The 15,503-nt window shown below is 63.6% G+C and carries 8 protein-coding genes and 1 tRNA gene; 6 read left to right on the top strand and 3 right to left on the bottom strand.

Features of this window, described 5'->3' with window-relative positions:
- Positions 1-250 precede the first annotated feature (250 nt).
- From xseA to JY500_RS07380, 6 genes are all read left to right on the top strand, one after another.
- Positions 251-1,648 carry an exodeoxyribonuclease VII large subunit gene (gene xseA, locus JY500_RS07405; protein ID WP_206255786.1) on the top strand — a complete coding sequence of 466 codons (1,398 nt, stop codon included), beginning with the start codon at positions 251-253 and terminating at the stop codon, positions 1,646-1,648.
- 34 nt (positions 1,649-1,682) lie between these two features.
- Positions 1,683-2,270 carry a superoxide dismutase gene (locus tag JY500_RS07400; protein ID WP_172204219.1) on the top strand — a complete coding sequence of 196 codons (588 nt, stop codon included), beginning with the start codon at positions 1,683-1,685 and terminating at the stop codon, positions 2,268-2,270.
- A gap of 177 nt (positions 2,271-2,447) precedes the next feature.
- Entirely contained in the window at positions 2,448-4,730 is a 2,283-nt protein-coding gene (locus JY500_RS07395) for a GGDEF/EAL domain-containing response regulator (RefSeq protein ID WP_172204217.1), read from the top strand.
- 34 nt (positions 4,731-4,764) lie between these two features.
- Positions 4,765-8,316: a PAS domain S-box protein gene (locus JY500_RS07390; protein ID WP_206255785.1), complete on the top strand. Its 3,552-nt coding sequence runs from the start codon at positions 4,765-4,767 to the stop codon at positions 8,314-8,316.
- 23 nt (positions 8,317-8,339) lie between these two features.
- A tRNA-Leu gene (locus JY500_RS07385) sits at positions 8,340-8,424 on the top strand.
- Between the two features lie 720 nt (positions 8,425-9,144).
- The gene (locus JY500_RS07380; protein ID WP_206255783.1) at positions 9,145-11,565 is read left to right on the top strand and encodes a substrate-binding domain-containing protein; all 2,421 of its coding nucleotides are present in this window, start codon (positions 9,145-9,147) and stop codon (positions 11,563-11,565) included.
- A gap of 56 nt (positions 11,566-11,621) precedes the next feature.
- Here the strand turns inward: JY500_RS07380 and JY500_RS07375 are convergent, their stop codons facing one another.
- From JY500_RS07375 to JY500_RS07365, 3 genes are all read right to left on the bottom strand, one after another.
- On the bottom strand, positions 11,622-13,910 hold the full coding sequence (locus JY500_RS07375; protein ID WP_206255781.1) for a substrate-binding and GGDEF domain-containing protein: 2,289 nt from the start codon (positions 13,908-13,910) through the stop codon (positions 11,622-11,624).
- Between the two features lie 269 nt (positions 13,911-14,179).
- Positions 14,180-14,797 carry a hypothetical protein gene (locus JY500_RS07370; protein ID WP_206255779.1) on the bottom strand — a complete coding sequence of 206 codons (618 nt, stop codon included), beginning with the start codon at positions 14,795-14,797 and terminating at the stop codon, positions 14,180-14,182.
- A gap of 115 nt (positions 14,798-14,912) precedes the next feature.
- Positions 14,913-15,413, bottom strand: a complete 501-nt coding sequence (locus tag JY500_RS07365; protein WP_206255777.1) for a hypothetical protein — start codon at positions 15,411-15,413, stop codon at positions 14,913-14,915.
- Positions 15,414-15,503: the final 90 nt, after the last annotated feature.

The raw sequence follows: 15,503 nt of genomic DNA, 5'->3' as shown, positions 1-15,503 counted from the left end.
CGCGGCGGCATGGCGACCGGCAAGCCGGACGACAGTGCACACAATCCACAGATTCTGTGGATAAGTCGGTGGATTGCCGTCGTGACAGCGCGCTAAGTCACCGTCCCACAAGGGATTTTTCTGCTCCGATGCAAAATGAAGCTATGATGAAAGATCATATTTTTCAGTAACTTACAAGCCCTGATTGCCGATTCGTCGATCTGCCGCACGAATTGCCCTGCAAGCAGCGCGGGATGTGGATTCCGCTAGAATGGAGCCAATGTTTACGCGCCCTGACGCCCCATTTCGCCCCGCAGACGAAGCCCTGGCCGTGTCGGAATTTGTCCGACACGCGCGGCGCGTGCTTGAGGGCGCATTTCCGCTCGGCTGGATCAGCGGCGAAGTGGCCAACCTCACCCGAGCGGCATCGGGGCACCTCTACTTCACGTTACGGGACAGTGCAGCACAGGTGCGCTGCGTGATGTATCGATCGCGCGCCCAGTTGCTGCCGTTCCGCCTTGAGGAAGGCCTCCAGGTCGACGTACGCGCGCTCACCACGCTCTACGAACCGCGCGGCGAGTTTCAATTGCAGGTGGAAGGCATACGTCAGGCGGGGCGCGGTGGCCTTTTCGAGGCTTTTCTGCGGCTCAAGGAGCGTTTGGCCGCCGAGGGCCTGTTCGACGAAGCGCGCAAGCGCCCCCTGCCGCCAATGCCGCGCGGGATCGGCATCGTCACGTCGACTGCCGGCGCGGCCCTGCACGATGTGCTGGTCGCGCTTGAGCGCCGCGCACCACATCTGCCGGTAGTGATCTATCCCAGCCCAGTTCAGGGTGCCGACGCGGGCGGGCGCCTTGCCGCCGCAGTTGCCGAAGCAGGCGCCCGCGCGTCGGCCGACGGTATCGACGTTTTGCTGGTATGCCGTGGCGGTGGCAGCCTTGAAGACTTGTGGGCCTTCAACGACGAGCAACTGGTGCGCGCAATCGTACGCAGCCCGATTCCGGTGATTTGCGGCGTCGGCCACGAAACAGACTTTACGCTCGCCGACTTTGCGGCCGACCTTCGCGCGGCAACACCGACGGCGGCCGCTGAACTGGCCAGCGCCGGGCTGATGCTGGCGGCACAGCGGCTGAGCCGCCATCGCGATGCGCTGCGACGGCTCGCCCTGCGCAGGGTCGAAAGCGCCTATGAAACCCTCGACCGCGCCCGCCTGAGACTGCGCCATCCTCGCGAACGGTTGGCGCGACAACGGGATCGCGTCGCAGCCCTCGCGCCTCGGCTTGACCGCGCCGCGGCACTGCGGATCGAAAGGCTTCGCGCGCGCTGTGGCTTGCTCGGGCAACGGCTCGGCCATGCACTGCCGGACCCCGCAGCCAAGCGAATCGTCGTCGAGCGACTTGGGCAAGCACTTTCCGCCAGCTTTGACCGCCGGCTGACAGGTAGCCAACGCCAGCTCGACGCGCTGCGCGCCCAATTGGGTCAGCTCAACCCCGATGCCGTGCTGGCGCGCGGCTACGCAATCGTGCGCGACGAGCAAGGCCGGGTCGTGCGTGACGCCGCCGGGCTGATGCCGGGCGATCTGATCGATGTGCAAACGCGCGACGCGCAAATTGCAGCACGGATCGAGACCCTTTCCGCGAAAGGGTCGAAACCCGGGCCCCAGCACGACTAGAATTCGACTTCCAACCCACAGGAGCACACAAAAAATGGAACATACGCTGCCCGCTCTGCCCTACGCGAAAGACGCACTGGTCCCGCACATCTCGGTCGAGACCTTTGACTATCACTACGCCAAGCACCACCAGGCCTATGTGACCAACCTGAACAACCTGATCAAGGGCACCGAATTCGAAGCCCTCGACCTGGAAGCCATCGTGAAGAAGGCGCCGGCTGGTGGCGTCTACAACAACGCCGCGCAGGTGTGGAACCACACCTTCTTCTGGAATTCGATGAAGCCGAACGGCGGCGGCGCCCCGAGCGGCAAGCTCGCCGAAGCGATCAATGCCAAGTTCGGCAGCTTCGACGCTTTCAAGGAAGCCTTCACCAAGAGCGCAGTCGGCAACTTCGGTTCCGGCTGGACCTGGCTGGTGAAGAAGGCTGACGGCTCGGTCGACATCGTGAACATGGGCCCGGCAGGCACGCCGCTGACCACGGGCGACACCGCGCTGCTGACGATCGACGTGTGGGAGCACGCCTACTACATCGACTACCGCAACGCACGCCCGAAGTTCGTTGAGGTGTTCCTCAACAACCTCGCAAACTGGGACTTCGCCGCCGCCAACTTCGGCGCCTGACCCCGGTAACAACGCCGGGCCTGCGGGCCCGGCGCGCCCTCAACCCGGGCCCAACAGCGTCGCACGCGCAAGGCAGGTAGTATTGCGCGTCTGGCAACAACCCCCTTCACGGCAGATTCCCCTACAGTCCGGGAACGAAATGCCGTAATCGCGAGAATCGGGGGCGCGACGTCGGCCATGCCTGTGGCCGGAACGACACGGGAGATCAAGGTGAGCGAGGCGCAGAACCAGCCGGACGACGAACTGGAGTTCATAGACGACGAGCCGGAAGCCGGAAGCGCGACGGGCCACGAGAGCCTGCGCAAGTCCTGGCGGGTGCTGATCGTCGACGATGATCCGGATGTCCACAGCACGACCGTCCTTGCCCTGCGCAACACGCAGATCCTGCATCGACCGCTGCACTTCCTGCACACCTACTCGGCAAGCCAGACCCGCGAGCTGTTGCAGCACGAGCACGACATTGCGGTGATCTTGCTCGACGTGGTGATGGAGAACGAAGACGCCGGCCTGCGTCTCGTGAAAACCATCCGTGAAGACCACGGCATGAACGAAACGCGGATCATCCTGCGCACCGGGCAGCCCGGATATGCGCCAGAGATCGACGCGATCCGCGACTACGACATCAACGACTACAAGACCAAGTCCGAACTCACCCGCAACAAGCTCTACACGACGCTGACGGCCGCGATCCGCTCCTACGAGCAGATCCGCACCATCAACGCAAGCCGGCGTGGCCTCGACATGATCGTGCAGGCTAGCGCCGAACTGATGGCGCTGCACGGCGTGCGCAACTTTGCCGCTGGCGTGATCACGCAGATCGCCGCGTTGCTGGGCTTGGCGCCCGAAGGCTTGGTGTGTGCGCAGGAAAGCAGTACCAGTGTCGACGCCGGCAGCGACGAAGTCACGGTGATCGCCGCGGCAGGCCGCTATGCGGACCTGATCAACCGGCCGCTCGATGCAATCAACGACCCGGAAATCCGTGCCGCGCTGACGCGCTGCCTGCATGATCAGCGCAACCTCTACGATGGTCCGGGCACGACGCTGTTCTTTCAGGGCAATGCGCACCGCGATGTGGCGGCTTACCTGGATACGCGCGAAACGCTGGACGACATCGACCGTCGGCTGCTTGAAGTCTTCTGTACCAACATCGCTGTCGGCTTCGACAATGCGGCGCTGTTCTCGCGGCTGCACAGCTTTGCGTACTACGACCAGCTCTCGCGGCTGCCGAACCGGATCCACTTCATCACGCAGATCGACCGGCGCCTCGCCACGCACGACCATGCAGACCAGATCCTGGCGCTGGTGGACCTCGATCACTTCGCCGAAACCAACGACGCGCTCGGTCACCGCTTCGGCGACCAGTTGCTGCAGGAAGTTGCTGCGCGACTCAAGCAGGCGGTCGGCGATCAGGTGGTGGTGGCACGTGTTTCGGGCGACACGTTCGGCCTCCTCGGGCCAACCTCGCAGCTCTCGCCCAGCTACATCATGGGGCTGTTCAACGACCCCTTCGTGATCGACGGGCAAGAGCTCATGGTATCGATCACCTGTGGCGTGCTGAGCCTCTCCGACGCGGGCTCAAGCGGTGGTGAGGCGCTGAAAGACGCCAACATCGCGCTCAAGCGCGCGAAGCAACGCAACCGCGGCGAGATCAACTACTTCACCCGCGAGATGAGCGTCGAGATCCAGGAACGGGTAATGCTGTTGCAGGCGCTTCGGCAGGCCTTCGACAACGAACGCCTGTTCATGGTCTATCAGCCGCAGGTCAGCCTGGTCACACGCAAGGCGATCGGTCTTGAGGCGCTCATTCGGTGGCGCGACGACGACGGCAAGTTCATCGCGCCAGACCGCTTCATCCCGCTTGCCGAGCACTCGGGCCTGATCGTCAACATCGGCGAGTGGGTCATGCGGGTCGCCTGCCATCAGCAGGCACGGCTCGCGCGTGCCGGCTATGGCTATCTACGCATGGCGATCAACGTCTCCGTCGCGCAGTTCCGTCACCCGCGCTTCCCGTACATGCTCAAGCGCGCGATTGAAGACAGCGGTTGCGACCCGGCCTGCATCGAGCTGGAAATCACCGAATCGATGGCGATGGTTGAGGCTGACTTCCTGCTTCAGACGCTCGACAAGCTCAAGGAGTCTGGCATCACGGTTGCGGTCGACGATTTCGGCACCGGATTCTCGTCGCTCTCGTACCTGCAGCGCCTGAAAGTGGATCGCCTGAAGATCGATCGCGCCTTCGTGAATGAAATCACCGATTCCGAACGCGGTGCAAAGATCCCGGAAATGGTGATCCAGCTCAGCCACAAGCTCGGCTTGAAGGTGATTGCCGAGGGCGTGGAGGATCTGGCGCAGGCCGACGTCCTGCAAAACCTCGGTTGCCATGAAGCCCAGGGCTACTACTTTGGCCGACCGATGGAACCCAGCGCACTGATGGACTGGCTGGCGGCTCAGAAAGACTGAAACGTCCACCGGCAGCACGACCCCAAAGCCAAGCATGGCACGCCGCCTTAATGTCCGACGCGCGATCATTGCAGCGGTGTTGTTTGGCCTGCTGGTGCCGGGCACGCTGGTCGGGCTGATCGGCGGCCGGCAACTCTACGCCGACACACTGCGCGCGCGAACCGACGAGGCCCTCAATCAGTACGGCGACGTGCTCGCGCTTGGGCTGCAAGAACCCCTCTGGGCTTTCAACCCGCCCGCCGCGCACAAACTGATCGAAGCCGTGATGCGCAGCCCGGACGTGCAGCGGGTGGTGGTTCAGGACACCAGCCTTGGCGTCTTCGTGGAGGAGCATCGGCCGGAGCGGGCGACCGGCTCCACTTACCAGACGACGCGCACGATCCTGCATGACGAGCGCCCGCTGGGCACCGTGCGCATCGAGATCTCCGACGTGCAGGTGATGCGCTCGCTGCGCTCCCAGTTGATCGCGCTGGTGAGCGTACTGGTTGCACAGACCTTGCTGGCCTTCGCGCTGATCGCACTGGTGCTGGAACGCCGACTCGTGAAGCCGCTCAAACGCGTTGGCGCCGAGGCCGATCGACTCGCCTCAGGCGAGCTGGACACGCCGATCGTGCCGCAGTCGGACGATGAGATTGGTGCGCTCGAAGGGCGACTCGAATCCACCCGCCGCTCCCTCGGCGAACTGCTCGGCACGCTGGGCGAGAAGAACCTGCAGCTTGAAGTGGATCTGCTTGAGCGCCGCAGGGCTGAAGACGCCGCCCAGCGCAGCGAAGCGCACATGCGGCTGCTGGTTGCGCAAAGCCCGATCGCGATCATCGAGATCCAGCTCGATGGCACCGTGCTGGCATGGAACACCGCAGCCGAACAGATCTTCGGTTGGCGTGCGCAGCAAGCCATCGGCCGCGAGATCACCTTCCTGCTTCCCGACAACAGTGCGCTTGGTGCCGCAGAGCTCATCCGCGCCGGCGACGACGCGACAGGCGCGGACGGCTCGGGCTGGCGTCAGGAGCTCGACGCCCTGCGGCAGGACGGCACACGCATCACCTGCCAATGGCACAACAACGTGGTGCGCGACGCGCAAGGGCTGCCCCAACGGATCGTCGCGATGGCGGAGGACATCACTGAGCGCAAGGCGGCCGAGCTGCGCATCCGAGAATCGCGCCGCATGCTGCAGAACGTGCTCGACACCATTCCGGTACGTGTGTTCTGGAAAGACACCGAAAGCCGCTACCTGGGTGCCAACACGCTTTTCGCCCGCGATATCGGCCTGCCGATGTCCGAACTGGTCGGCCGCACCGACAGCCAGATCGGCGTACGCAATGCGGCCGGCCACGAATCGGATGACCGCGCCGTGATGAGCGGTGGTGAGCTTCGCATCAACACCGAAGAAGCCGTTACCGTCGCAGACGGTAGCGTGCGCTGGCACCGCAGCAGCAAGGTCGCCCTGCGCGATGCCAACGACAAGGTCGTCGGCGTATTGGGCGTCTATGACGACATCAGCGACCGTAAGTCCGCCGAACTCGCGCTGGCGCAGTCCGAAGCACGCCTGCGGGCGCTCATCGACTATGCGCCCCTTGGCGTATTCGAATACGAACTCGATGCAGGGGCACGGCTGGTGCTCATCACTACCAACCGCGCCGCCGATCGCATTCTCGGCATCGACTGCGCTCGTCTGCGCGGCCAGGCGCTGGAAGAAGCCTTCCCTGGCCAGGCGGAGACGCCGATGCCAGCCGCGTTGCGTCACGTGGCCCGCAGTGGCGAGCGCTATGCGAACGATGACTTCCGCTTTGCCGTGAGCGGGCAGCTGATGACATTCGACGTCCACGCGTTCCAGACGGGGCCGAACCGCGTGGCCGTCCTGTTCCGCGAAGTATCAGACCTGCGGCGCGCCGCATCGGCCCTGCGCGGACTCGCCAGCGCCCGTGACAGCGATGGCGACCCAGGCTTCTACAGTACCGTGCTTACGCTCTTCGCAGATGCGGTCGGCGCCACTCGTGCCTCGATCGGGCTGCTCAGCAACGAAGATTGGCACCCCCTCGCACGAATCGGCGAAGGAGAATTGGGGCAGTCCGATACCCAATTGGCAGAGCTCGCACGGCGAGGCGAGCATGTGCTGTTGCCGGATCATTCGCGTGAGGATCTAACACCCTCAATCGCAGCGCTTGCGCCATCGCGCGGCGGCTACCTGTGTGTACCGCTGACCAGCGCTGACGGTCAATCATTCGGCCTGCTGAGTGCAAGCTTTGACAAGCCGATCAGCAACCCCGAGCTCGCGCGATCCCTGGGCGACGTGTTCGCGCTACGGGCGAGCACCGAGTGGGCCCGCCAGCGCACCCTCAATGCGTTGCGTGAAAGCCAGGAGAAATTCTCGCTGGCCTTCAACGAGGCCCCGGTCGCCATGACGCTCGCCAACATGAGCAACGGCGAGTTGCTCGACGTTAACCGCGCTTTCTCCGACCTATTCGGCTACAGCCATGCAGAAGCGGTTGGGCACACCAGCACGGAACTGGGACTCTTCGTCGAGCCGTCGGTTCGGGTGCAATGGGTCAACGAAGTGGCCAAGCATGGCTATGCGTCCGGCACCGACCTGGAACTCAAGGACAAGGCCGGCCGCCACCTGAAGACACGGGTCTGGGCACGGGTGCTGCCCGATGGCAACACCGACACGATTCTCGTGAACATCATCGACATGACCGAGCAACTTCGCATTCAACGCGAGGTTGAAGAACTCAATCGCACACTCGAGGCCCGCGTCGAGCAACGCACGCGCGACCTCAAACAGACACTGGAGCGCCTGCAGCTGACGCAGAACGAGCTGGTGCAGGCCGAAAAGCTGGCCGCACTGGCCGGGCTGGTCGCAGGTGTCGCCCATGAGCTGAACACGCCGATCGGCAATAGCATGATGGTGGCCAGCACGCTACGCGATTCCACGCTCGGCGTGCATGCCAGCATGCAAACCGGGCTGCGTCGATCACAACTGAACGAATACCTCAACGAAGCCGACTCCGCGACCGACATCCTGATGCGTAACCTGCATCGTGCGGCGGAACTGATCTCCAGCTTCAAGCAAGTGGCCGTGGACCAGACCAGCCAGCAGCGTCGCACCTTCAAACTCGAAGAGCTCGTCAGCGAGATCGTCCTGACGCTGCAACCCACCTTCCGCACCACCCCGTTCCAGGTCGAAACCGAGGTCCAACCCGGCGTGCGGCTCGATAGCTACCCCGGACCGCTTGGCCAAGTGCTGACCAACCTGATCGCCAACGCCATCATCCATGGCCTGGAGGGTCGGGATAGTGGACGGATCCGGATCGTTGGCGGCGAAGACGGTGAAAACGCGATCAGCCTGACGATCCAGGACAACGGCTGCGGCATTCCGCCCGAGCACATGCGCAAGATCTTCGACCCCTTCTTCACCACCAAACGCGGCCGCCAAGGCAGCGGGCTGGGTCTCCACATCGTGCACAACATCGTCACCGGCATCCTCGGCGGCCAGATCTCGGTTGAGAGCGAAGTCGGTGTCGGCACAAGCTTCCGCGTCACCGTACCGCGGATTGCACCGTATATCGACGAGGCAGCACGCGAATGATCCGCTACAATGCGCGCCCGCCTGCCCGAATGGCGAAATCGGTAGACGCTGCGGACTTAAAATCCGCTTCCGTAAGGAGTACGGGTTCGAGTCCCGTTTCGGGCACCACCTGATCTGATGGCGATTCACGGCCAGCACGATTCGCGTGCCGAGCCCCGCGCCGACGAACCGAACTATTCAGCCTCACCCGCCCTCCCCTTCGACCGAGCTACTGCGCGCTGCAGACCACCCGCATCCCGAAACTCAGATCGCTCAGCCCCACCGCTTTGGCTAGCTCCCCCGGCAGGCCTGCGCCGTCGGGAATTCGTTGGTGCGCCCGACAAATCCCGCAATTGAAGTCATGGAGCGCAAATCACGACGGGCCTAGTATCCGGGCCAAGGATCATCACCGTTGCAAGCGAACGCGGGCAAAGGCTGGGTCGACCATTGGCTCACAGGTATCGCACTCGACGGCACAAGCGCGGCCCAGTTCGGATCCAGCGACGGATTGGAGCGATGCGATCCGTCTCAAACGCAGAGTGGCATCGTTAGCTCGCAAGGCAGGCGCCTCGGGAGACGCGTGTGCGGCCAAGCGGCGCCCGGAGCGGGCTCGTCCGTCGCGAGGTTTTCAGCGCCATCGTGCGGCGTGCCAAAACGTCGCGGCATCCGCCCCGATTTGGGCGGCCTGCCGGAGGTTGGCAGGCTTCAAGTGGCGAGCCCCGTCGGAGTCTGGCGGACAGGCTCGAGAGGCAATCCAGTGAATTGGCCGGAAGCGCGGGCGTGCGAGCCCCCGCCCGGACACGCGCGGCTTAACGCCCTAAACAAACAGGTTTCACTCTCGAGCAGCACATGGCCGGACGCAAACGTATCGGATTTCTCGTAAATCACCTTGGCTGGGAGGGGCACTACACGAACCGGCTTTGGCGGGCGGCCGTGGAGATATGTCGTCGCAGGGGGTTCGATCTGCTGGTGTTCACTGGCCCTCAGGACGTTGGCGACTATCTTTCGTTTCGCGTTCAGTCGGCGGTGTTTCGGCTGATCGATGAGCGACGGCTCGATGGCCTGGTACTCAACGCCGGACTGTGCCAGTTCAACGGAAGCGAAGCGTCGTCCCCTTACCTGCAGGACTTCGGCGGGATTCCCACCGTATCGATTGCGGCCACCCTTGCCGGCGTGCCCTCGGTTCTGGTCGACAACGTGAGCGGAATGCGCGAACTCGTCGAACATCTGATCGTCGACCACGGCTACCGCCGCCAGGCGTTCGTGTGCGGGCCCGCCAGCGCTGAAGACGGCCTGATCCGCTACAACACGTGGCAGCAGACGCTGCGCGCCCATGGCATCGAACCTGACCCCGCTCTGGTGCTGCAAGGCGATTTCATCGTAGTGGACGGCGCCGAACGTTTGGCCGAAGCGTGGCGCGCCGGGCACCGGTTCGACGTGGTGGTGGTGGCGAGTGACTTGATGGCCCGCCACATGATCGCCGTGCTCCGCGAAGCCGGCATCCGCGTACCCGAAGACGTGGCCGTGGTCGGATTCGACGATGATCCACACAACCGCTATTCGGACCCTCCTCTGACTTCGGTTGCACAGCCGATTGATGCCCAGGTCGAAACCGCGATCGATCTGTTGGTCAGCATGTGGGCCGGTATGACACCTGCCCCTGTGACCACCCTGCCCTGTACGCTTCAGAAGCGCGCCTCGTGCGGATGCGATAGAGCCCGGTGGACGGTCGCCGCCGAGCTGCGACAACAGGTGATCGAGGCAGCGGGCAGAGGCACACCGTTTGTTGCGGCTGTGCGCGGCATGCTGGGTGCCGCGGAGAACGCAGCGGACCGCGCCTTCGATATCTGGTCCGTCATCGACAGCATGGCGGCGGAGAAGCATCCCGCGCTCGCACATCTGACGCCCGGCGATTTGCAGGTAGTGCGACGCGAGCTGTTCAGCCGCGTCGCGCGCGCGGCGCACCTGCAGCATATGCGCGCGCCAGCCGATCCGCGATCGGGCTGGGATGCCGCGTTGGACGCCTTGCGGGTGGCCAGCCTTTCATCGTTGCCGGATTTCATGGCGCAAGGGCTGCCTCGACTTGGGATCGAAAAGTACTGTCTATCGGTGATGCCGACGCTTGCAAGCTCTCCGCTCGAGAATGGCGCCGAACGATTCACGCCACTCGACGTGCCGGCAGAACTCGAAACCGGGCCAACCGGACAGACTCGATTCGCCGCAGTCGCGACCTACCCAGCCTTGAACGGACATCCGGACGCAGGGGTTTTCAATGCGTCGCTGATCGCACCTGACGCTTGGTTCGACCGCCTCGACGAGTCGGCGCTCCTGGTGCTCCCGGTTGCGTCGCGTTCGACCTGGCATGGGCTCTTGGTCGTTGAGCTGCATCCCGGCAGCGAAGCGATGCTGGTTCAGCTTCAAGCAGCACTGGCCCTGGTGTGCGACCGCGAGTACGACATCGCGCGAGCGATCCGAAAGAACCTGGCCGACTGGAACCGAAGCTTCGTCCTCGCAGAGAAGACGCGGACCGTTGGCACCCTCGTGCGCGGAGTCGCGCATGAGATCAATACCCCATTGGGTGTGAGCGTTACGGTTGCCTCGGTCGTCCGCTCCGAGCTCGACGCACTGGAGGCGAAGTACCACAGCAATCGATTGTCGCGAACCCATGTTCTGGACTTCTTCGCGGCTTGCCGCGAGGGTCTGGGCCAGCTCGAACGCAACCTGTGCCGTGTCGCAAAACTGGTTGAGACGTTCAAGAAGGTTTCGATCACGCAGTTCGCGGACCAACTGGTTGATTGCGATCTGGTCGACGAACTCGCGGCGGTGCTGCAGGGCTTCCGTGCGGAACTGGGCGCCCGCTTCATCAAGTCGGCCGTCGACGCAGTTCGCCCGATGTGGATACGCGCGCAGTTGCCCGTCATCCATGAAATCGTGACGGACCTAATCCAGAACGCGCTCGATCACGCCTTCCCGCCCGGCATGCAGACCGAACCACGGCTCGTCATCTCGGCGCAATTGATCGACAACAACGCGACCGCTCAGATCCGCGTTGCGGACAATGGCACCGGCATCGCGGACGAGCTGCGCGGCAAGGTTTTCGACCCGTTCTTTACCACGCAGCGCATGTCCGGCAACGTTGGTTTGGGTTTGGCGATCGTCAACAATCTGGTCGCGGATGGATTGGGCGGCCTTGTCGAGTGCCAGCCTAACCCGGGTGGCGGCACCGTGTTCGAGATCCGCTTTCCCGCCAATCGCTGCGCGAATTGCTAGCCTGGGCAGGGGCGATCCGATCGGCGCGCCCCTGACCGAAGCCAGAGCGCCGCCGGCTATCTGACCCGCTGTTCGCCCCCTGCAGCGTCGCGTGCAGCTTTGCGGCGGGACTTCTCCTCATAGAGGAAGGAGTCGGCTTGGCTGATAACCGTTTCCAGCGATATGGCCGAATGAGCAGGCAGCTCGCAATAGCCAATACTGCAGCCGAGCGGGTAGCCCTTGCCGCTGCGGGCATTGAAGTTGTCGAACATGCGGTAGATCCGGGCGCGGATTCTCTCCGCCGCGGCGGGCGAACACTCGACACCAAGAATCACGAACTCGTCGCCGCCCATGCGACTGACCACGTCGCCACTGCGAAACGCGTGGGCCAGGATTTGTGCCGCCATGCGGATTGCGAAGTCGCCCTCTTTGTGACCGAAGCTGTCGTTGATGTACTTCAAGCGGTCGAGGTCGGCGAAGATGACAACAAGCGGCCGGCCCGCATTCGCGACCATGGCCGCCTCAGCTCGGGTGAAGAAACCGCGGCGGTTGTACAGCCCGGTCAGCTCATCTCGTTCGGCCAGGTCGGCGAGTCGCCTGTTCTTCTGCGCAACGTCGGCCAGGTCGTTTCGCAGCATGTCGCGCGCGCGAGCCAACTCGGCGGCGACCAGGGCACCACAAAGTGTCGAGGTGATCTCTTCAATCACCACTTCCAGCCGTGAGGTGGGCGGCTCGCTGGTGACATCCAGCGCAAGGTAACCGAAGTGATGGTTGAGCTGGGCGACGGGAAACAGACACATCACTTCAAAGCCACTGGCGCGAAAGAGCGCATCCGGCACCAAGTGCGTTGCCGGGAACGACGCGGCACCGTCGAGTTTCTGGCGAACGCCATCAACCACCGAAAAGATCAGGTGCGCACGGACCAGCGTTTCGCTATGCCGGATGCCATCGAAAGAGACGGGCGCGTCGTAGAGGCCGATATAGCAGCTGCGTTGGCCGAGCCGTGCGATCGCGTTTTCGATCAGGTCCAGGGTCTGATCGATTTCAAAGCTGGACACGCGCGCACGAAGCTGGCCGGTGAACTGCGTGTCATTGAACTTCGAGGCGAACGCGATCCTGAGCTGGTCGAGCGCATAGGCGTTCGAGATCAGGATTTGCCCGTTCTGCAAACGCTCACCGTAGCGTTGCAGCTCCTGCCGCGTCATCGCACTGTCGGCGAACAAGCGCCGGTACATCACGAACAGCAGCGCCTGCAGGGTGCTGAGGTCACCTTGTTGCGCGAGGCAAGCCTCGGCAACATCGCTCACGCACGCATCAAAGGGCTTTGTATCCTCGTCGAAGAGAGACCGATGCAGGCGAGCGATGTGCTGACGATAATCGTCCCGGTACTCGTTCTGAACGACGGCGGCGTTGAGCATCTGCTCGACCACCGAATCATCGGCATTCGTCGATGCGGACACGCCAAGCATCGCAGGCGGCGGCAAACGATCGCTGCGGCAGCCACAGGTCTGGCGCAGTACCAGGCGAGTCGGAACGATATAGCTGTCGCTGACCGCCTCGCCGCGCAACTTTGCGAGGAGCACGTCGAGGGCCAGCTCCGCCTGCTCGCGCAGCGGTTGCCGCACGGTACTCAACGGCGGCCCGGTGCGGTGAAGTGACAGCACATCGTCAAACCCAACGACTGCGAAGTCCTCCGGAATATGCAGACCGCGTTCCGCCGCCACCGACATCGCGGCCAGTGCCATTTCGTCATTCGCCGCAACCAACGCGTCGAAAGGGCTTTGGCGCTCAAGCAGAGCCTCCATTGCGAGGCGGCCGTGGTAGTGGTCAAACTCGCCGCAGACGATCAGTCTCTCGTCGATCGGCAAGCCGGCCGCCTCCATACAGGCGAGGAACACCTCATAGCGGGCGATCGCGTCTGGGTTGCTCTCACGCCCCTTCATGAACGCGATCCGCTTGCAACCATGATCCTGGATCAAGTGTTCGATGAGCGCGCGAAAACCTGTCGTGTTGTCAGGCGCGATGGTCGGCGCCCATGGCAAGGTCAAGCCCAGGCTGACCATCGGCACATGCGCCAGGCGCGCCAGCGCCGCCACCGTCGCGTCATGGTCGCCCGCCGACATGAAGGACGATGTCACCGATATCAGGCCATCGATGTGCGGCGTATCGGCGAAGTTCAGCAGCTGGTTGTACTGACGCTCAAACGCCGACTCGACGTCGATGATGCGCACCGGGAAGAAGAGAAGCTTCAGACCCAGCTGTTGCGCCTTGGCACGAAATCCGTCGATCAGCGGACGGTTGAAGAACCCATCGATCTCATTGATCAGGATGCCGATGCGCGGGCTGTCTTCCCCGTGATTGTCCATGTCCAATTGTGGGTATCTCCCAGCTCAGCCGCGCCCGCAGGCGCATGGCTTAGGAGCGTCGAACGCACGATATGGCCGACTGATCACAAGCCAGCGTTGAATATCACCTTCTTGCTAACGGCAATCGCTGGCGCAACTTGATTGATGCACGCGGCGGGCGCGGGCCGGACTTGCACGTCAAGCCGGCGCGTGCGGTCTGCGCGCGACAACCACCCAAGACAATGCAGCATGCTCGGCACGGTGCCTGACCTTGCGCCCGGGCGCCGCCCTCAAGCGAGGCTTGGCGAAATCCGCCGCACCTCCGCTGCACGACGGCTATGGGCCAACCATTGCTGCAGCGAGGGCCGCATCGGCGCTGCGCAGTAAGCCAGCGTTCCGGTAGCGTCCTTGGGCAGCCAGTCCGGCTGATCGAACTGCGATTGCTGCTCGACGATCCAGAGCAAACCGTTGGTGTGCCAGCCGTCTTCAGGTTGCAAGGCCAACGCAACAACCCCAGTCGCCTGCTGGAGCTCAGCGAGCATCAAGGTCCTGGCTTCGCTGGAAGAACTGTCGCCCCAGCGAGCATCGGGGCTAACTGCTTTCAGCAGCAGATAGCAGATGCCGCCGGCAGTCACCGCCGTATCAATCGCGGCCTTGGGTGCCGCGGCCGCCGGCTGCGGCACCCATGCGCCCGGCTGTAGCTGATTCACATGGCTTTCGAGTGCTGCACGGTTGGTGATTGCGTAGTCGGATTTGCGCCCCACCATGACGAGCCGAAGCCCGCCATGACTGCGGGAGAACTGGACAAGGGCGCTGCGCTCGGAAGCGGAGAATTCGGCGGTCGGAACGCGCCCGCTGGAGGACAGGAGCCGGACGAGGGCACGCACCAAGGGGTCGTCAATGGTCATGGCACAAGAGAGAAAATCAGCGTCGCTGTGGTTGTGGAACATGAGCGGCGCAAAGCCGCGCCCGTCACCGAACCGGCGACATATCGCAGATCGGTTCCGAGCGGCGGATATTGCCTCAAATCCGCGGCAAGTCGCTCTGGCCGTGCGGCGCGGGGCCGGATAGCCTCGGCACCAGATGCGCTGCGTCGAACCCCAGGTGATGCAAGAACTCCCTCAGGATCAGAAGCGTGCTCGGTGATACACGCTCGCTTGACGCTTCGCCGCCCCCTGCGACGCCAAGCGACGCACGCGCCACCATCATCTGAAAGAGGTTCTCGACCGCGTCGCGCGTCACGGAGGCCTCAGACTGGCCTGCGCTCAACTGTGTGACGAGCGGCCCCACCGATTCGCCGCTCACAAGCAGCGCCGCCGGTCTGGTCCAAGCTTTTGCCAAAGGCACCAGCGCATCTTCAACGACGGCGATGGCGTTTTCGAGGTCGATTGGTGCGGGTGGATCGTGACGGAACGGTTGGCCACCGATGGCGCCGGCACCCAGTGGTAGCGACCAATGGTCGCGTGCGGCGTCAGCCGTGCCCGCAACAACCCGGCTTTCGCACTCGCCAATCTGTAGCAGCACCAGCGCCGAGTCCGAAGCAGGCCCTAACCGCGCCCGCGAGTCGCTGTAAAGGCTCGCTAGAGCCGCATCGATCGTCATATGTGACCCCGA

It is taken from the genome of Niveibacterium microcysteis (assembly GCF_017161445.1).
GTDB lineage: Bacteria > Pseudomonadota > Gammaproteobacteria > Burkholderiales > Rhodocyclaceae > Niveibacterium > Niveibacterium microcysteis.
The sequence above is the reverse complement of the archived record's forward strand: the minus strand, read 5'-3'. Positions and strand labels throughout refer to the sequence as shown.

Coding starts and splice junctions, on each gene's coding strand:
- JY500_RS07395 (WP_172204217.1), top strand. CDS start 2,448: ATGCCTGTGGCCGGAACGACACGGGAGATCAAGGTGAGCGAGGCGCAG.
- JY500_RS07380 (WP_206255783.1), top strand. CDS start 9,145: ATGGCCGGACGCAAACGTATCGGATTTCTCGTAAATCACCTTGGCTGG.
- JY500_RS07400 (WP_172204219.1), top strand. CDS start 1,683: ATGGAACATACGCTGCCCGCTCTGCCCTACGCGAAAGACGCACTGGTC.
- JY500_RS07375 (WP_206255781.1), bottom strand. CDS start 13,910: ATGGACAATCACGGGGAAGACAGCCCGCGCATCGGCATCCTGATCAAT.
- JY500_RS07370 (WP_206255779.1), bottom strand. CDS start 14,797: ATGACCATTGACGACCCCTTGGTGCGTGCCCTCGTCCGGCTCCTGTCC.
- xseA (WP_206255786.1), top strand. CDS start 251: ATGGAGCCAATGTTTACGCGCCCTGACGCCCCATTTCGCCCCGCAGAC.
- JY500_RS07390 (WP_206255785.1), top strand. CDS start 4,765: ATGGCACGCCGCCTTAATGTCCGACGCGCGATCATTGCAGCGGTGTTG.